Origin of the sequence: Peptoniphilus catoniae (assembly GCF_901447155.2) — a bacterium.
GTDB lineage: Bacteria > Bacillota > Clostridia > Tissierellales > Peptoniphilaceae > Peptoniphilus_E > Peptoniphilus_E catoniae.
In genome coordinates, this window is record NZ_LR588413.1 from 420317 (window position 1) to 438917 (window position 18601).

The 18601-nt window shown below is 34.8% G+C and carries 13 protein-coding genes; 1 reads left to right on the forward strand and 12 read right to left on the reverse strand.

From position 1 onward, the window contains the following. Positions 1-20: 20 nt before the first annotated feature. From PEPCATONIAE_RS02210 to trhA, 4 genes are all read right to left on the reverse strand, one after another. A complete protein-coding gene (locus PEPCATONIAE_RS02210) occupies positions 21-1847 on the reverse strand; it encodes a peptide ABC transporter substrate-binding protein (protein WP_138159352.1) in 1827 nt (608 codons plus the stop codon). A gap of 251 nt (positions 1848-2098) precedes the next feature. Then, positions 2099-4837: a preprotein translocase subunit SecA gene (secA, locus tag PEPCATONIAE_RS02215; RefSeq protein WP_138159353.1), complete on the reverse strand. Its 2739-nt coding sequence runs from the start codon at positions 4835-4837 to the stop codon at positions 2099-2101. Between the two features lie 89 nt (positions 4838-4926). Beyond that, positions 4927-6186, reverse strand: coding sequence for an SLC13 family permease (locus tag PEPCATONIAE_RS02220; RefSeq protein WP_138159354.1), 1260 nt, complete (start codon positions 6184-6186; stop codon positions 4927-4929). A gap of 195 nt (positions 6187-6381) precedes the next feature. Next, positions 6382-7026: a PAQR family membrane homeostasis protein TrhA gene (trhA, locus tag PEPCATONIAE_RS02225; protein ID WP_246060407.1), complete on the reverse strand. Its 645-nt coding sequence runs from the start codon at positions 7024-7026 to the stop codon at positions 6382-6384. Between the two features lie 389 nt (positions 7027-7415). On the opposite strand from trhA, the gene PEPCATONIAE_RS02230 reads away from it, so the two are divergent. Further along, positions 7416-8060, forward strand: a complete 645-nt coding sequence (locus PEPCATONIAE_RS02230) for a DUF6198 family protein (protein ID WP_428842291.1) — start codon at positions 7416-7418, stop codon at positions 8058-8060. Positions 8061-8145: 85 nt separating this feature from the next. Here PEPCATONIAE_RS02230 and nadC read toward each other — a convergent pair whose 3' ends face one another. From nadC to PEPCATONIAE_RS02270, 8 genes are all read right to left on the reverse strand, one after another. Beyond that, complete coding sequence (gene nadC, locus PEPCATONIAE_RS02235; protein ID WP_138159357.1) at positions 8146-8994, reverse strand: carboxylating nicotinate-nucleotide diphosphorylase; 849 nt, start codon at positions 8992-8994, stop codon at positions 8146-8148. Positions 8995-9160: 166 nt separating this feature from the next. After that, complete coding sequence (locus PEPCATONIAE_RS02240; protein ID WP_138159358.1) at positions 9161-10666, reverse strand: Na+/H+ antiporter NhaC family protein; 1506 nt, start codon at positions 10664-10666, stop codon at positions 9161-9163. Between the two features lie 89 nt (positions 10667-10755). Then, positions 10756-11430 (reverse strand): DNA alkylation repair protein, encoded by a 675-nt coding sequence (locus tag PEPCATONIAE_RS02245; RefSeq protein ID WP_138159359.1) that lies wholly within the window; start codon positions 11428-11430, stop codon positions 10756-10758. Then, the gene (locus PEPCATONIAE_RS02250) at positions 11420-13270 is read right to left on the reverse strand and encodes an ATP-binding protein (protein ID WP_138159360.1); all 1851 of its coding nucleotides are present in this window, start codon (positions 13268-13270) and stop codon (positions 11420-11422) included. The genes PEPCATONIAE_RS02245 and PEPCATONIAE_RS02250 overlap by 11 nt, the downstream gene beginning before the upstream one ends. Position 13271: 1 nt before the next feature. Then, positions 13272-14207, reverse strand: a complete 936-nt coding sequence (locus PEPCATONIAE_RS02255; RefSeq protein ID WP_138159361.1) for a DNA double-strand break repair nuclease NurA — start codon at positions 14205-14207, stop codon at positions 13272-13274. Then, entirely contained in the window at positions 14194-15003 is an 810-nt protein-coding gene (gene rsmI, locus PEPCATONIAE_RS02260; RefSeq protein ID WP_138159362.1) for a 16S rRNA (cytidine(1402)-2'-O)-methyltransferase, read from the reverse strand. Before rsmI ends, PEPCATONIAE_RS02255 begins: the two co-directional genes overlap by 14 nt. Further along, positions 15000-15692, reverse strand: coding sequence for a tRNA1(Val) (adenine(37)-N6)-methyltransferase (locus PEPCATONIAE_RS02265; protein ID WP_138159363.1), 693 nt, complete (start codon positions 15690-15692; stop codon positions 15000-15002). Before PEPCATONIAE_RS02265 ends, rsmI begins: the two co-directional genes overlap by 4 nt. A gap of 90 nt (positions 15693-15782) precedes the next feature. Next, entirely contained in the window at positions 15783-18506 is a 2724-nt protein-coding gene (locus PEPCATONIAE_RS02270) for a cation-translocating P-type ATPase (RefSeq protein WP_138159364.1), read from the reverse strand. Positions 18507-18601: the final 95 nt, after the last annotated feature.

Genomic DNA, 18601 nt, shown 5'->3' on the forward strand with positions numbered 1-18601 from the left:
GGCTCCTTTAGTTAATCAGTTTATTCTGACATTTCAGCATAAGTCAGTACAGGATATTGAAGCATTGGCTTGTAGATGCCTTTTACATTTTCTTTAACAAAATAAGGTTGTGTGTAGAAATATACAGGAATAATAGGCATATCTTCCATTAATATTTTTTCAGCTTCCTTCATTGAATCCATACGAACTTTTTGGTCAGCACTTTGTACAGCTGTCTTAATTAATTCGTCATATTTAGGATTACTGTAACCTGAATCGTTGAAAGATCCTCCTGTTACAAATAAATCCATCATAGTCATAGGATCTGAATAGTCTCCTACCCAACCTGCACGGCTTATATCAAAATCGTGTGCTTTTTCACGAGCAAGTTTTACGTTAAAGTCAACATTTTCAAGTTGAATTTCAACACCTAGGTTTTCTTTCCACATTTGTTGTACTGCTTGAGCTATTTTCTTGTGGTTTTCATCAGTATTATAAAGTAAAACTTTTCCGTTCATATCTGCAACAGTAAGTCCCATTTCTCCAAGGCCTTTTTCCAATAAAGCTTTTGCACCTTCAGGATCATATTTAATTAGATTTCCGTTGCCTTCTCTAAATTCTTTTCCTGTATCGTCCATTAGTCCGAAAGGAACCATACCTTCTGCAGGAATTTGTCCTCCCTTTGTAATGTTTGTTACAAGACCTTCTCTATCAATTGACATTGATAATGCTTTTCTTATATTTGCATTTGTGAAAGGATTCTTTCCGTCTGCTGTTTGAATATTGTTAAGGTTATAATAGTAAGTTCCTACTTGTTTTCCTATAATAAGTTCAGGACTCTTTTCAGCAAACTTTTGTGCAACTACTTCTTGAGGTGGATCTACTTCCATCCAATATTTACCACTGTCATAGTTTTGATATGCAGTATTTGCATCTTCAAGAATGTCCCAGGTTATTCCAGCAAACTTTACCTTGTCTGCATTAAACCAGTTTTCATTTTTAACTATTTCTATAAGTGAATCATGTTCCCAAGTCTTTAGCTTAAATGCTCCGTTTGAAACGTGAGTGTCAGCATTTAATGCCCAATCAGGATTTTCAGAAACGACTTTTTCATTTACAGGATATAGAGTATAAAAAGCGGTTAAGTCTTTAAAGTAAGGTGTAGGATTTGCAAGTGTAACTTCAAGAGTCTTGTCGTCTACAGCCTTAACTCCTACAGCTGCTCTTTTATCTGCTAACCATTTTTCATAAACTGCTTGAGCCTTTTCTTCATCGCTTTTACCTTCAAGGTCAAGACCTTGTGTATCTGCATCAGTGTAAGTTACTTCGTGGTCAACTTCTGCAGTGTCTTTTCCATCATCATCCTTTACATAATATACGCCCGGTTTTTCAACTGCGTTATATTCTTCTCCGCCTGCCAAGTAATAAAGTTGGTAAGCATAAACTGAAGCTGTTTCAGGATCAAGAACTCTTAACCATGCAAATTCAAAATCTTTTGCAGTTACAGGGTCCCCGTTGGACCATTTCATACCATCTCTAATTTTAAAGGTATAATGTAATCCGTCTTCAGATACCTCAGGCATATCTGCCATACCTGGTACAATTTCTCCACTTTCATCATAGGCTAAAAGACCTGTAAAAAGGTGATTAAGTATCCATGACTCATGAGTACCTTGTGCCAATGCAGGGTCAAGTGTTCCGGGTTCAGATCTGTTTGCAGTATAAAGAATTTCTCCTTCTGCTGCTGTTTCTGTTCCGGTATCTCCTGAGTTTGATGTATCATTACTATCTTTCTTTCCGCCACATGCAGTTAGAACTAATGTCATAACTACAAGCAGCCCTATGAGATTTCTAAGTTTTTTACTCATTACAATTCCTCCTATTTACGATTTTACGTAATTTTATCATAATTTTTACCTGTTCGCAAGGTATATGTAACATACAATTATTAATCATAACGTGTCATTTTCCCACTTATCGGAATATAAATTGTATAATATTTAACTATATATCCTGAATAATATAGTTATTCTCAAAAAGTATAAATTTTTGAATTGACATATCTTGCTTTTAAATCAACTAAAATAAAATATTTTATAAATTTCAGGTAAAATTACAATCACATATTTCTGCCGCAGCAATTTTTATATTTTTTCCCGCTGCCGCAAGGACAAGGATCATTCCTGCCTATCTTCTTGCTCTTTCTAACAAAGGGCTTTTTCTTTCCTTCATCAGGATTTACTGTTTCTATTTCCTTTGCAACTCTAACTCTTTGTACTTTTTCTGCATTAACTACATGGAAAAGCATTTTTACTGTATCTTCTTTAATATATTCGTTCATTTCTTCAAACATATCAAAGCCTTCTTGAGTGTAGGCACGTACCGGATCTACCTGGCCTACCGCCCTAAGTCCTATACCTTTTCTAAGTTGATCCATGGCATCTATATGATCCATCCACTTTTGATCAACTACTTGAAGAAGAACAACTCTTTCAACTTCTCTGAACTTTTCTGATCCGAAATCTTCTTCTTTTAAGGCGTATTTTTCTTTTGCTTTTTCCTCGAAAAATTCTTTAATTTTTGAAGGATCGGTTTCACTGTAGCCTTCAAGAAAGTCCTCATCAAAACCGAAGACTCTTATTCCAAATTCCTTTAGGCCCTCATAATCTATAAAGTTTTTATTTTCGTGGTCTATTTTATTGTAAAAGTCCACATTCTTATCTATAACATCCTTAATCATTACTAGAATGTCGTCTTTTACATCTTCACCTTCAAGGACTTTTCTTCTTTCTCCATAAATTACTTCCCTTTGCTTATTCATAACGTCGTCATATTGTAAAACGTGTTTACGAATTGAGAAGTTATTACCTTCGACCTTTCTTTGGGCTGATTCTATAAGCCTTGTAAGTATTCCCGCTTCTATAGGCTCGTCATCAGGTGCATCGATTTTTTCCATGGTGTTTTTAAATCTGTCTCCTGCAAACAATCTTATAAGATCGTCGTCTCCTGAAATATAAAACCTTGTTGAACCTGGGTCTCCCTGTCTACCTGAACGACCTCTTAATTGGTTGTCAATACGTCTTGACTCATGTCTTTCAGTTCCAATTATATGAAGGCCTCCAACAGCTACTACTTCTTTTGCTTCTTTATCAGTTTCAGCTTTAAATTTATCTACTAATTCTCTATATCTTGCTCTTGCTTCTATTATTTCCTTATTGTCTGTTTCGTTAAAAGAGTCAACCTGTTCCAAAATTTCTTCTTCAAGTCCCTCTTTTTTAAGTTCAACCTTAGCCATATAGTCAGGATTTCCTCCAAGAACTATATCAGTACCACGTCCTGCCATGTTTGTAGCTATAGTTACCGCTCCGTAGCGTCCTGCTTGAGCTACTATTTCAGACTCTTGGGCATGTTTTTTTGCATTAAGTACATTATGTTTAATTCCGGTTCTTTTAAGAAGTTTGGAAAGTTCTTCGGACTTTTCAATGGATATTGTACCTACAAGGACCGGTTGTCCCTTTGCGTGGGATTCTTTAATATCTTCAACTACAGCATTAAATTTAGCAGCTTCATTTTTGTAAATAGAATCATTAAAGTCATCTCTTATAACAGGCTTGTTTGTAGGAATTTCTATAACGTCAATATTATAAATATCTCTAAATTCCTCTTCTTCAGTCATAGCAGTACCTGTCATACCGGCAAGCTTCTTGTACATCCTGAAGTAATTTTGAAAGGTAATTGTCGCTAGGGTCTTAGACTCAGCCTTAACTTCAAGACCTTCTTTAGCTTCTATAGCTTGGTGAAGTCCTTCAGAGTATCTTCTTCCGTACATAAGTCTACCTGTAAATTCGTCTACTATTATAATTTCTCCGTCATTTACAACGTAGTCTATATCCCTTTTCATGTTTCCCTTAGCCTTTAAAGCCTGGTTAATATGGTGAGATATTTCCATGTTTTCAAGATCTGACAAGTTGTCAATATTAAAATACTTTTCAGCCTTGTCTATACCGTTAGAAGTAAGAACTGATGTCTTTTCTTTTTCATTAACAACAAAATCTACGGTTTCCTCTTCAAATTCACGATTAAATCTCTCAAAGTTAGACTCTTCTTCGGTTTTTATTCTGAAAGTTAAGCTGTCTACAAAGTTTTTCGCCCTTACATAAAGATCTGTAGACTCATCGCCCTGACCTGAAATAATTAGAGGGGTTCTTGCCTCATCTATAAGAATTGAGTCCACTTCGTCAACTATACAGTAGTTAAGCTTCCTCTGAACCATTTCATTTTTATAGATAACCATGTTGTCACGAAGATAGTCAAATCCGAATTCATTATTGGTACCGTAGGTTATGTCGCAACTATATGCTTCTTTTCTCTCTTCTGGTTTCATATCATGGAGAATGCAGCCTACACTAAGTCCTAAAAATTCATAGGCTTTGCCCATCCAAAGCCTATCACGCTCAGCCAAGTAGTCGTTTACCGTTACTACGTGGACTCCGTCTCCTGTAATCGCATTAAGATAAGCAGGTAAAGTAGCAACTAATGTTTTACCTTCACCTGTTTTCATTTCAGCAATTCTTCCTTGGTGTAAAATAATTCCACCAATAACTTGCACCCTAAAATGCTTCATTCCTAAAACTCTTGAAGAGGCTTCTCTCATTACTGCAAAAGCTTCAACTAACAAGTCGTCAAGTTTTTCTCCATTTTTATATCTATTTCTAAACTCGTCAGTTTTAGCCTTAAGCTCACTATCACTAAGCTTTTGCATATCCTGATCAAGTTCCATTATCTTATCAACTAATGGATTGATTTTTTTAATTTCTCTATCGCTATAAGATCCAAAAATCTTATCAAATAAACCCATTTTACACATCCTTCCTTAATATGTATATTTTACCATTAATGAGCCTTCACTTCAATTTAAAAGCTTTAAAACAATAAGGATTAAAAGCTTTAAAACAATAAGGAATAAAATCCTAGAAAAGCAAGCAGGCCCTCTAAAATTATAATATAAATGGAAAATATTAAAAGCTCTAAAAATAATTTTCTTTGAGGATATTTGTCTGCCAAGCTCTTGTTTGAAGCAACTGCAGCAAGTATTAAGGCTCCTGCTGTAGTAACCGGGCTAAATCCTGTAAATGTTCCACCTACTATTACCATTGAAATAAGCTGATTTGTTAAACTGACAGATCCGAAGCTGTTACCTATGGCTATTGATGTAGGTATAAGGGTTGGAAATACAACTCCTATACCTGAACAGAAGAAGCTTATTATTGAAGCTCCTATTATCATAAATCCTGGGGCTGTTCTTTCATTCATTATACCTGTAAGTCTTTTCGCAATAAGATCTGTTCCTCCGGATATTACAACTATATTCATAAGAACTCCCACTCCAAGTACAAGAAGGATAACATTCCAAGGGATATTTTGTATTCCAGCCTGTTCATCTCCTACATTTAAAAGGCAAAGTATTGAACCTACTGCAAAAGATGTCAAGCCCACATTTAAGTGAAAAAGTATAACCCCTGTAACCATAAACAAAAGTCCCCCAAGAGAAATTATTTGCTTTTTGTTGAAATCCACCCTTTCAAGTTCAGTCGTATCTAAACTCTTATCAATTTTCCAACCCTTATAGTAAATAAAAACAGAAAGGGCTATAAAAAATCCAGTTAAAATACTTGAAAGATAAAAATTAATTGAGGCGTCTGTATGATGTGATGGTATAAGGCTCATTACTACAGCATAGTCCGGTGTAAGGGGACTCATTCTTCCTCCCATGGCTCCCGCCTGTCCAACCATACAAAGCATAATAGGATTAAGTCCTGTAGACAGGGCTACAGGAACTACAAGAGCCGGTATAACTGCAAGAATGGGAACTGGCCCCGGGCCTAAGCCTGAAAGCAAGGCTCCAAGGAGAAAAATAAGTACAGGTATTATCATTCTATGATTTCCGAAAAGGCTTACTATTCTTCTTGATAAGGTTTCTAAAGTTTTATTGTCGCTTAAAATTCCAAATAAATAAGATACACCTGTCATAGTTAAAAATAAATTGGAAGAAAATCCCGATATTATTTCTTTGCTATCTATCCCATATAATTCTGCTAAAATTATTGTAGAACCTATAGCTAAAATCCCTATATTGGTCTTTCTTATAAGGCCTAGAACTATTACTCCAAAAAGAATTAACAAAGAGACTATTCCAACTTTAACCATTAGTGCACCTTCTCATTTTATAAGTTTTATTATTTATTTACAGTATACCATTAAATTTATATTTATTTAAGAAAAGGTTTCCAAAAAAACGTGGTGATTTTATAAAAATATTATTCTTAAAAGAAAAATCAGATGAATTTAAATTCATCTGATTCCTTTAAATTTTATAAGTTTATAACCCATAAGTAAAAGATATTAAACTAAAAAGTTTGATATTCCTATGTACTGACAAACCGCAGCAGCTAAAACAAAAACATGCCAAATAAGATGGTTATACAAAGGGGTCCTTTTCTTGTAAAAATAAGTACCTACAGTATACAAAAGGCCACCTGTAACTATAAAGATAATAAAAAGTCTACTGGTATTTTCAATAATAGGTTTAATTAAAAATATAGCTAGCCAACCCATAGCTATATATATTATTACTGATAGTTTAATAAATCTATCATATTTCTTATAAGTAAGAATTTTAAAAATCGTACCGAAAACTGCAATTATCCATATACCTGCTAAAAATAAAATTCTCATCCTCCCGCTAAGAACATAAAGAACTATAGGTGTATAGGATCCAGCTATAAATAAAAATATACTTGAGTGATCAAAAATTCTTAATATGGATTTTACCTTAGGATTCTGAATTCCATGGTAAAGGGTGCTGGCAAGAAACATAAGTATAAAGCAAATCCCATACACTATAAATCCTAAAAGCATACCGCCGGTTACTCTGTTTGCATATTTAGCTATCATAAGTACCAAAAAAATTATTCCGAGAACTACACCTAGTCCGTGACTTGCGGAGTTAAAGATTTCATAAATAATATTCTTCTTACTTTTTTCCATAATCCCACCTCTTTTTGTATCTTCCATAATGCTATTATATAGCAGTTTTAAAAAATCTTTTATTTAATAATTATTAAACACAATTTTCTTTAAATTACTTAAAGTGCCATTTTTGACATTTACTTAAATTTATGATACCCTTTTATGGTAAATTTATTTAGGTGGTTACCTTGAAAATTATCAAGGTAGTTTTTATCTGATGCCTATATGCCGATCTAGAGCTTACTCGGTGCCTGATGTGGTACCGAAAAAGCGAAAAAGGTATTAAGCTGCTCAGAGTTTTTATAAGAAAAAATCTACAAACAACAAAGCATCAACACCATCATAAGATTGCAGTGGGACTATGACCGCAGTCTTTTTTTGGTCATGTCCTTATTAAAACAATAGGGGTGTATATTTTGTTAGACTCGATTTTGAGTAGATTTTCTCTTAAAAGAGACAGTTTTTTTCGTATACTGCTAGGTTGCAGTATTATGTCATTTACGGTGGTAAACATTCACTTGCAGGCAGGAATTACAGAAGGCGGCGTCCTTGGACTTACAGTTCTTTTATATAAACTTTTGGACTTTGATCCTTCTATAGCAAGTGGAGCTTTGGATTTTATTTGCTTCCTTTTAGCTTTTTCCCGCTTTGGGAAGAATTTTTTAAAAAAGACAGCTGTAGCTTCCTTAGCCTTTGCAGTTTTTTATAAGATTTTCATGGGGATAGGAGCTTTCTTACCTAGCTTTTATAATATGCCTATAATCGCTTCTGTTCTAGGAGGTATAGGTATAGGTATAGGTTGCGGTCTAGTTATAGAACAAGGCGGTGCAGCAGGAGGAGATGATGCTCTTGCTCTTGTTATAGCAGATAAACTTAAAGTGCATATTTCAAAAGCCTATCTTATTAGCGACCTTGTAGTGCTTTTTATGTCCCTTGCTTATATACCTTTTAATAGAATATTCTTTTCAATTATAACTACTGTTGTATCCTCTATTTTAGTGGGACAATTTGAAGTTAATCTTGAAGGTAAAAAGCAAGAACAAAGCGCTTAACTTAATAAGTAAAATTTTAATATATGTAAATAAAAATCCGTCCTTTTTAGTGGACGGTTTTTTTATTTTCAATTATATAAAATTCTTAATATTTTAGGTTTTTCATACTAAAGTCCAGGTTCTTTGCGGAATGAGTTATGGAACCGCTGGATATAATGTCTATATCAAGGCCTCTGTAGTTTTCTATATTGTTAAGATCAATGTTGCCTGAACACTCTACAAGAGCTTTTTTATTTATTATTTTAAGGGCTTCTTTTATAAGATCTATAGACATATTGTCAAGCATAATAATATCCGCTCCTGCATCTAAGGCTTCTTTCAACATATTAAGGTCTTCAACTTCAACTTCTATCTTTTTAACAAAAGGAGCATATTCCTTTGCCATTTTTATCGCCTTTTTAACTGAACCTGCAGCAGCAATGTGATTGTCCTTTATAAGCACTCCGTCTGACAAGTTGTATCTGTGATTTACTGCTCCTCCTACCCTTGCCGCATACTTTTCAAATACCCTCATGTTAGGAATGGTCTTTCTTGTATCTGCTATTTTTATTCTATCGTCTCCAAGCTTATCAACCATCCTCCTTGCGTATGTAGCTATCCCAGACATTCTTTGAAGATAGTTTAATGCCACTCTTTCAGAAGTTAAAAGAGTTTTTACATTTCCCTTAATGCTACCTATTAGTTCCATGTTCTCAACAGAATCTGAATCTTTTTTTCTAAATTCAAACTCCACATCAGGATCCATTATTGTAAAGGCTCTTTTAAAAGCATCAAGTCCCGCTATTATCCCTTGATCTTTTGATATAAGCTCTACTGATGCTTTTATTTCATCTCTATAAATAGCGTTGGTAGTTATATCTTCAGAGCTTATATCCTCTCTTAAAGCACTTAAAATAAATTCATCAATTTGAAAATTATAAAGTTTAAAATCCATACTGTCTCCTTTCTGAAATTAAGTTAATTATAACACGAAAATTCTTTAATCTCGGGACTAGTTCAAATACTAATTATATTTTAATATAAGTTTGTTATTTTCCTGTAAAGAATATATAAAAATACCCTACTTCACCTTTAGGTTAAATAGGGTACTGACCTTTATTCTATTGTAAGTTTTCTCCAAGCTGTTTTATTGTTATTCTCTTACAAATTGTAATTATAATAAACAAAACTACAATTCCAACAGGTAAGACTAAATAGTCGTTTCCTATAAATCCTGCAACTAGAAATCCTACTATTGATGATGTGGCACAAATCACTGCGTAAGGTATCTGACTGGATACGTGCATAATATGATCTGAACCTGCTCCAGCAGATGAAAGTATAGTAGTATCTGATATAGGTGAGCAGTGATCTCCAAAAACAGAACCCGAAAAAATCGCAGCAAGAATTATTTCCAAGTAGCCCATTTGATTTGTGTGTACCAAAATAGGAACCATAATAGGTACTAAAATACCGAAGGTGCCCCAGGCTGTTCCTGTAGAAAAGGATAGAAAACAAGCTATAACAAATATTATTGCCGGAAGAATAGCCATAGGCATAGTTGATTCTTGAATAACTCCTGCTATATAACCACCTGTATTAAGATAAGCATCACTTGTTATTCCTCCAATGGTCCATGCAAGGGTAAGTATTACTATTGCTGAAACCATTGACTTGATTCCATTAGTAAATCCATTCATAAAATCTCTAAAGCTTACAAGCTTTCTAGGTATATACATAATAAAGGCAATTACAAGAGCTGCTACTGATCCTATTACCAAGGAAAGATTTACATTGGCATCCCCAAAGGCTGCTGCCATTTCAGCATCTCCACTGAAATATCCACCGGTTCTAAGCATCATAAGTATAGTTACTGATATTAAAACTACTATAGGTACTACAAGATCCGCTACCTTAGCATTGTCTGAATGAACATAACCTACATCTTCAGCTGTTTCAAGCTTTGATGTATCATTTCTTTCATACTTTTCCATAGAGAAAAGTTCAGTTTTTGAAATTGAAAAGTATATTATAGTTATAATTGTAAGTATAGCATAGGCATTAAGAGGTATAGTTCCCAAAAATGCGTGCATAGGTTTTTCTACACCTGTATCTCCTATTATTGCAATAACAGAAGCTGCCCAACTTGATACAGGAGCAAGGATACATACAGGTGCTGCCGTGGAGTCTATAATGTGTGCAAGCTTTGCCCTTGATATCTTGTTTTCATCTGTAATAGGCCTCATTACGGCTCCAACTGTCAAGCAATTAAAATAGTCATCTATAAAAATTAAAATTCCCAAAGCAGCAGTCGCAAGCTTTGCAGCCGGCTTACTTTTTATCTTTTTGCTTGCCCATTGCCCATAGGCAAAGGAACCTCCAGCCATATTCATTACCATTACAAGAGCTCCTAAAAGCCCAAGAAACATAAGCATTAACGAATTGTCTCCAAGTTTAGTTCCCATAAGGTCAAAAACCGCTTCAACAGCAACAAGAATATCTCCTCCGGTAAAAATTAAACCTCCGGCTAAAATGCCGAACATTAAGGAAGTAATTACTTCCTTAGTTATAAGGGAAAGCACAATTGCAACTATTGGAGGAACTATTGATAAAATTCCAAAATTCATATTACCACCTTTTAATCTCTATTAGATAGCTGGCTACCTAATGTATTTTAAAACATAGTATAATACAAATCAGTCCATATGTTAAGTGTTTATTGCTTTAAAGTTCTTAAAATTAATTTTTTATTTTCATCAATCCTTCTACTTTCAAGAGCCTTTTGTATAGATTTGTTGTGAAGATCCTTATCTAGGGTCTTTTTTCTTAAAAACTCCTCTGCAAAATCATAATGGTATATAAGTACATAGCTCATATACCAGGCTATTGCCATGTTTACGTAATAAGCATCAGACTTTATAGAAACTACCTTGTAAAAAGACTCCTCTGTAAATTCTTCCTTAACAAAAAACTCCAAAAAAGAAACTATAGCGAATCTTTTTACGAAGTCATCTTCTCTATCTATTAAATCCATAAGGTAGTTGTAAGCTCTTTTTCTATTTTTCTTAAAGGCGAGGGGAGATAAAAGATCGCAAGTTGACCAGTTGTCTATATAGGGCAAAAACCTTTCAAGGTCTTCCTTAAAAAGATCAAAATCTTTTTCCGCACCTATAATATATCCGTGAAGATTGTTTTCTTCAAAGTACTTATGAGGAAGATCTTTTATAAAGTCCCTAGGATTTTCAAGGTCCTTGGCAAGCTTTCTAAGTATAGGCATCCTTACTCCTATTATAGTTTCAGGATCAATATTAGGTACAAGCTTTTCTGTAAAGCTTTTATATTTAAGGTCCCTGTTCTCAAAGAGAAATTTTCTTATATCCTCAGTCTTCATCTTGCTCCCTCAATTTGTAGGTATCTCCTAAAAATGTACTTTCCTTCACAAGGATTCCGGCCTTTAACAATTCTTCAAATTTTAACTCTATTTGATCTATAGAATAGTTTTTTTGAAATCTTTTACTTATTTCCCTGGACAGATTTAAATAGTCTGTGGAAGTATTTAGAGGTAAAGAGTCCTTAATATAAGTTAAAAATTCTTCATTTTCCCTATATTTTACCTCTTTAAGTTCATCAAAGGGGTTTTCCTTGTGGGGAGATTTGGTATGGGCCGCTCTTATTCTTACATAGGAGGTCCTGCCCAGTCTTGCAGATGATATAAATACATCTCCTGTAGAAAGATAGGGTAGCCTTTTGGCCTCGTCAGGTGTAATGTCCGTTTCTTCTTTTATTGTATCTATATCCGATGCCCTTACAGTTCTGAAAATAAATTTGCTGTTTAACTGAGCCGTCGTTGTTTCATCAAGAAGGGTGGGTCTTTGAGTCGCAAGGATTAAAAAAACTCCGTACTTTCTTCCTTCTTGGGCAATTTCTCTTATTATGGACTTGGAAGGTGTTTCATAACCCTTAGGTGCAAAGTTGTGGGCTTCATCAGTTACTATTACAAAGGGTGGGAAAAACTCTCCTTCTACATCTCCTATCATTTTGGATTCTCTATACTGTCTTCTTTTAGAATATAGCTTGCTTAAAAGATAGGTGGAAAAAACTTGTATCATTCTCGTTGATCCCTGAATTACAATTAGCTTTCCCGCTCTTAGCCCATCTACAATGGAACTTATGTCCTTACCGAAAATCCCTTCTCCGAAAAGTCTTCTAAGTCTCCAGAAGACTCCCCTTACTGATGCGTTGGGGCAAGATTTGTCGTATTTTTCATAAATTTTCTTTCTTTCAATCCATTGATTTTTTTCTTCATTTTCTGAATATAAAATCTTTTCATCAATTTTGTCTATTCCACCCAGGTCCTGTGCTTGTAAAAGACCTTCAAGCTTTTGATCAAACATAAAATAACTCATATTTGTGTCAAACATTATGCTAATTACATTTACCATGGACTCAGTTAAGGGCGATGATGTATTTAAAAGTTTAATAAGATCATTTCTATTAAGATCTTCAAATCTTATGCCTATTTCCTTACCTATTTGAAGCTCCATACTCATTTCTGAATATTCCCTTGCAAAATTTGAGTCGGACTTATCCTTAAAGCTCATTTCATAGTGGGGGTCCATTACAACTGTAGGTATGTTTTTTTCCATTAGCTCTTCTAAAATTACTCTTAAGCCGAAACTTTTACCTGAACCTGATCCACCGAAAACTCCTATATGAGGGTACTGGTGCATGGACTTATAATCAAATACAAAGGGTACATCATCCTGCTTAAGGTATTTGTCATCTTCATATATATCTAAAAGATTTTTGTAATTATCAGCCATATCTCCTGTAAGGGAATCGGTATTTCTAATTACTCCAAGTACCAAACCATCCTCCGGCTCTATAGGCAATATAAGTTTTTTTACTTCACTAAACTTAGGTATTCTTATATCCGACCCTGTAATTACAGGATATTGAGCTTCTTTTAACAGCCTGAGCTTGCCTATATAAATAGTTTCCTCATTTATGTCATAGCCCATAGCTCTTAGGGACTCAAGAACTGAAGAGTCTACAAAATCTCCTCCTACACTTAAGGGAATAAATCTGTTAAAGGTTCTTGCCTCAACAATTTCTCCGGGCAAGTCTCCCTGAACTTTGTCTTCAACTATTAAAAATTCATTTATTCTGAAGTTCCTACTTCTGGAGCCTATATAAACTTCTTGAGGGGTGGTTATTCCAACTACTTTCATCTTATCTCCTGTCCCTTTCAGTTATAAAAAATCTTTCATAAATATCTCTGTCTAAATATTCTTCCAACATGGACTTAATTAAAAGGTCCGTTATTTTTACCTCTTTATCCACTATATCAAGCCATAAAGGTACTCCCCTTGAGTTGTAGGGGGTTAGGGTATAAACAAGCTCAGCTGCATCTTTAATATAGGACCTTTGAGATGCAAGTATATCTATACCTATTGCCAGTGCAGAGTTTGATGCCCTTAAAAAGCCTGACACAAGTTCCTTATCATTTTCCTTGAACTTTTTGTTAAGCTCGTCATAAATCTCTACAAAATCTCCCATATTTAACTTGCCGTAAAGAAGCTCTCTGTCAAAAATAGATGTATCTTCTCCAAGGGCCCTTGAAATTACATTTGTTTTTAATTCCTTAAGAACTCCTATTAAAATTACTCCATTTTCCTCGCAAGTGTCTATAAGCTCCAAGTACCTGTCCTTGTCATTTATCTTATATCTAATAAGACCCCCGTCCATCATAAGGATTCCGGGCTTATGTTTTTTTACCGACTCTATTGCAGCATCAAGTTCAATTTGTGCAAGGAGCTTTTCCCTTTTGGAGCCTTCATTCTCCTCATCTGCATCAATTAAGGGAGTGTAGCATTCATTAAGGTAAAGATCTTCTCCCCTTGTCGGCTTAGCTAAGGCCTGATAAATTTCAACATAGTGAGGAAAATCTCCCCCTACTCTGTTGACAGAGCCGTCCACCCCAACTACAGGGCCAAGATTTTTAAGCTCTTCCGCCTCTAATTTTTTCAAGGTTGAAAATTTGCCTATTTTATTTAAAATATTTTCTCTGAAATTATCTTTATCCATGGAGAAAAAATTATTGTACTTGCTTTTTAGTTTAGAATTTAATTGCCTTATTTCATTCTCCATAACATTAAGGTTGTTCATTATCCACCTCTAAGCTTATTTTATAAAGCTCATTTTTAGAAACTTTATATTCCTTGGCAAGCTCCTTTACTGCTTGAGATTTTTTTATACCTAAGTCCAGCTTTTCTCTTAAAAGCTCTTCTAAATCAAGAACTTCCTCCTGACTGTTGCCTTCAACTACTATTACAAACTCTCCCTTTAAGGTAAGATCCATATCTAAAAGATCTTTTAAGTTACCTCTTAGAGTTTCCTCAAAAAGCTTTGTAATCTCTCTTGATATTGAGGCTGATCTGTTTCCCAAAACTTCATAAATGTCAATTAAGCTATCCTTTAATCTGTGGGGTGCCTCATAAAAAATCAAGGTATATTTTATATTCTTAAGACCCTCCAATTCCTTTTTTCTGGCTGAGGACTTAGCCTTTAAAAATCCGTAAAAAAGAAAATGTTCACTACTAAGCCCTGAAAGGACCAAACCGGTTAAAGCAGCATTTGCTCCCGGCACAACTCTAAAGTCTATTTTTTCATTAATAAGTCTCTTAACTAAAACCTCCCCGGGATCGCTTATACCCGGAAGTCCGGCATCTGTTATAAGTGCTATATCTTTTTCTCTTGAAAGCTCTATAAGCTCTTCAGCCTTTGAAGATTCATTAAACTTGTGATAGGAAATAAGAGGTTTTTTTATATTATATTCATTTAAAAGCTTTAAGCTTGTCCTTGTGTCCTCACAGGCTATAAGGTCAACGGATCTTAATATCTCTAAAGTTCTTATACCTATATCCTTTAAATTGCCTATAGGTGTGGCACAAAAATAAATCATACTTCTTCATATACCTTTCTAAGATCCTCGCCTATAAGGTCCTTATCCTTAAGAATAAAATCCCTTTCAAAAAAATATCCCCTTTTGGCAAACTTTACAGCCTCAATTAAAATTAATTTAGGTGGAGAGTAAGGATCCTTTCTTATAAATCTAAGCCTTTTAGGCTCTATTCTTTGGCTAATTAACATTTCAAATACATCTATCATTCTCGTGGCAGGTAAAACACAATAGAACCTTCCCAAATCATTTAGCAAATATCCGGAAGCTTCTATAAAGTCGTTAAGTCTGTCACTATATCTTGCCTTATCAATGGACTCACCCTTTGACCTTAGTCCCTTGTTATAGTAGGGCGGATTGACAACTACCGTATCTATAGAGCTTTTCTCCAAGATTTTATCTATATCTTTTATATCAGAAAAGTAATTTTTAATCTTGCCCTCCAGTCCGTTAAAGGCTACAGACTTATCTAAAAGCTCTATAGCCTCTTTATTAAGGTCTATATTAATAAAGCTATTAACCTTATCAATAAGCCTTAAAGATAAAATTCCCGTTCCGCAACCAAGGTCCACACAATTACCCCTAGGCCTTGCAAAGGAAGAAAGAATTAAAGAATCCGTGGTATATTTAAAATGCTTGTCATCTTGATATATTTTATATTTTTTTGCAGGTACATCATCTATTTTTATCATAAGTACATTATATCATCTCATTGATTAGAATAAAGTTATATAAAAATACCCTCCCGGAGTCTACTACCGAGAGGGTAAAATATAATAGTTTTAATTTTTGCCTTTAGTTTCTGCCTTCTTTAAATGATTAAATCTTACAACCTTTTGAATTTCACCTATAACTAAAGGTATAAAGGCTGCAACAACAACTATTATCCAGTCTATTACCTTAAGGTCAGTTAAATGGAAAAGATCTTCCAAAAACGGCACATACATTACAACTGCCATTAGGAAAAATGAAAAAGCCGTAGCCTGAACCAATCTCTTGTTGGAGAAAGGTCCGATTTCCCATAGAGTATGAGTCATGCTTCTTGAACTGTATGATCTTAAAAGCTCTGCAAGAATCAGGGTTGAAAACGCCATAGTCCTTGCATAAACTATGCCTTCCGCATGTCTTCCCAGGTCATTAAGAGAGTAGATATAAACTCCCAAGGTTGCAGCAGTAATTGCTAGTGATTGAATAATAAGAGTAATGGTAAGATCCCTATCTATTATTCCCTCATTAGGATCTCTTGGAGGCTCTTTCATTACATCAGCATCGCCTCTTTCAACACCCAACGCTAAAGCCGGAAAGGCATCTGTTACAAGGTTAAGCCATAAAAGCTGAATAGGCAAAAAGGGTGAAGGAAGGTTAAATATTATAGATAGGAAAATTACAAGTATCTCTCCTATATTACAGCTTAGCAAAAAGGCAACGAATTTCTTAATGTTTTCGTAAATTATTCTTCCCTCTTCAACTGCATTTACTATTGTTGCAAAGTTGTCATCAGTAAGTATTACCTCTGCAGTGTTTTTAGATACATCTGTTCCTGTAATACCCATTGCTATACCTATATCAGCCTTTTTAATGGCAGGAGCATCGTTTACTCCGTCTCCTGTCATGGCTGCTATTTCTCCATTTTCCTTTAAAGCAGTTACTATTTGAACCTTGTTTTCAGGAGAAACTCTGGCAAATACCCTAGTCTTTTTTACAATCTCCCTAATTTCTTCAGGGCTCTTATCATTTAATTCACTACCTATTATAGCTTCTTCTCCTTCTGAAAGAATGCCCAGGTCTTTAGCTATGGCCTTTGCAGTTTCAAGAAAGTCCCCTGTTATCATTACAGGTACTATGCCTGCCTCTTTACACTCCTTAATAGCCGCCTTAACCTCTTCTCTAGGCGGGTCAATCATACCTGTTATGCCGACAAAAATCATATCATTTTCTATCTTCTCAGAGCTTCTGTCCTCAGGTAGAGAATCATGAATATCATAGGCATAGGCAAGTCCTCTTAGGGCAAGTCTTGCAAATTCCGAATTCTTATCTAAAATTTCCTTTCTTAAATCTTCAGTTAGATTTTTTATTTCTCCATTAATTAATATTCTGTTACACTTGGATAAAACTATATCAGGTGCCCCTTTAGTAAAACTTACAATTTTATCCTTCAGATAATTTTCATGGAAGGTTGTCATCATCTTTCTGTCTGAATCAAAGGGTATTTCTTCAATTCTTTTATGATTTTTATTAAGGTCTTCCTTAGCCATATTATACTTTTCGCTAAGAACTACCAAGGCCCCCTCAGTAGGGTCCCCTATTATTTTATATCCTTCAGCTTCTTTTTTTAATTGTGAGTCGTTGGTTAAGGCTCCTATGGCAAGCATGGTTCTAAGAGAAGGAAAGTCCTCTTCCCTAACCTCTTCACCATTATATTTAAAATCTCCCTTAGGTTCGTAACCGGTCCCCTCTACATCTATTACCTTATCGTCTACAAAAATCTTTGTAACGGTCATTTGATTTTGAGTAAGAGTACCTGTTTTATCTGAACAAATATAGGTAGTTGTGCCTAGAGTTTCCACTGCCAAAAGCTTCTTTACTATTGCATTTCTTTCTGCCATGTTGCCCATACCTATAGACAAAACTATAGTAACAATTGCCGGAAGTCCTTCAGGTATTGCAGCAACTGCAAGGGAAACTGAAGTCATAAACATATTTAATATTTCATGACCGTAAAGCAAGCCTACAAGGAAAATAACTGCACAAATCACAACTGTTAAAATTCCAAGAATTTTGGAAAGCTTTGCAAGTCTCTTTTGAAGTGGCGTCTCCTCATCTTCCATGGTGCTTATTGATGTAGCTATTTTTCCAATCTCTGTTTTAAGTCCCGTATCGGTAACTATACCCTTGCCTCTACCATAGGTTACAATTGAAGCGCTGTAGGCATAGTTTTCTCTATCTCCCAAGGAAACATCGGAATCGAAATTTTTTTGTGCATCCTTTTCAACTGCTACTGACTCTCCCGTTAATGAAGACTCGTCAATTTTTAAATTTGAACTTTCAAAAAGTCTCATGTCTGCCGGAACTATATCCCCTGTTTCAAGGACTACCAAGTCCCCAGGCACCAACTTTGAGCTTTCAATTTCCAATGTGGAGCCCTGACGAATTACCTTAACTGTGGGAGAACTCATTTTTTTAAGAGCGGCTATGGCCTCCTCAGCTCTGCCCTCCTGTACTATTGAAATAATGGTATTTACAACTACTATTGCCAAAATTACAATTGTGTCTACAGGAGATCCCATAAATCCCGAAATAGCCGCAGCTATTAGAAGGATAATAATCATAGGGTCAAGAAGTTGTTCCAAAATCTTTTTTATAAAAGGTTTTCCCGCTTCCTCCTGCAATTCATTAGGTCCGTACTTCTCCAACCTATTATTTACTTCGTCTTCAGATAAACCTTCTGTAAGATTAGCAGAAAGCTTGTCTTTTAATTCCTCAACAGATAATTTATACCATTCCAAATAGGTCCCTCCCCTTAAAAAAAGATCTTGCCCTCAGACAAGATCTTCATTGAGCATAATAATTATTAATTTAAGTCTATCAAATAAATAATTAT

Coding starts and splice junctions, on each gene's coding strand:
- PEPCATONIAE_RS02210 (WP_138159352.1), bottom strand. CDS start 1,847: ATGAGTAAAAAACTTAGAAATCTCATAGGGCTGCTTGTAGTTATGACA.
- secA (WP_138159353.1), bottom strand. CDS start 4,837: ATGGGTTTATTTGATAAGATTTTTGGATCTTATAGCGATAGAGAAATT.
- PEPCATONIAE_RS02220 (WP_138159354.1), bottom strand. CDS start 6,186: ATGGTTAAAGTTGGAATAGTCTCTTTGTTAATTCTTTTTGGAGTAATA.
- trhA (WP_246060407.1), bottom strand. CDS start 7,026: ATGGAAAAAAGTAAGAAGAATATTATTTATGAAATCTTTAACTCCGCA.
- nadC (WP_138159357.1), bottom strand. CDS start 8,994: ATGGATTTTAAACTTTATAATTTTCAAATTGATGAATTTATTTTAAGT.
- PEPCATONIAE_RS02240 (WP_138159358.1), bottom strand. CDS start 10,666: ATGAATTTTGGAATTTTATCAATAGTTCCTCCAATAGTTGCAATTGTG.
- PEPCATONIAE_RS02245 (WP_138159359.1), bottom strand. CDS start 11,430: ATGAAGACTGAGGATATAAGAAAATTTCTCTTTGAGAACAGGGACCTT.
- PEPCATONIAE_RS02250 (WP_138159360.1), bottom strand. CDS start 13,270: ATGAAAGTAGTTGGAATAACCACCCCTCAAGAAGTTTATATAGGCTCC.
- PEPCATONIAE_RS02255 (WP_138159361.1), bottom strand. CDS start 14,207: ATGAACAACCTTAATGTTATGGAGAATGAAATAAGGCAATTAAATTCT.
- rsmI (WP_138159362.1), bottom strand. CDS start 15,003: ATGATTTATTTTTGTGCCACACCTATAGGCAATTTAAAGGATATAGGT.
- PEPCATONIAE_RS02265 (WP_138159363.1), bottom strand. CDS start 15,692: ATGATAAAAATAGATGATGTACCTGCAAAAAAATATAAAATATATCAA.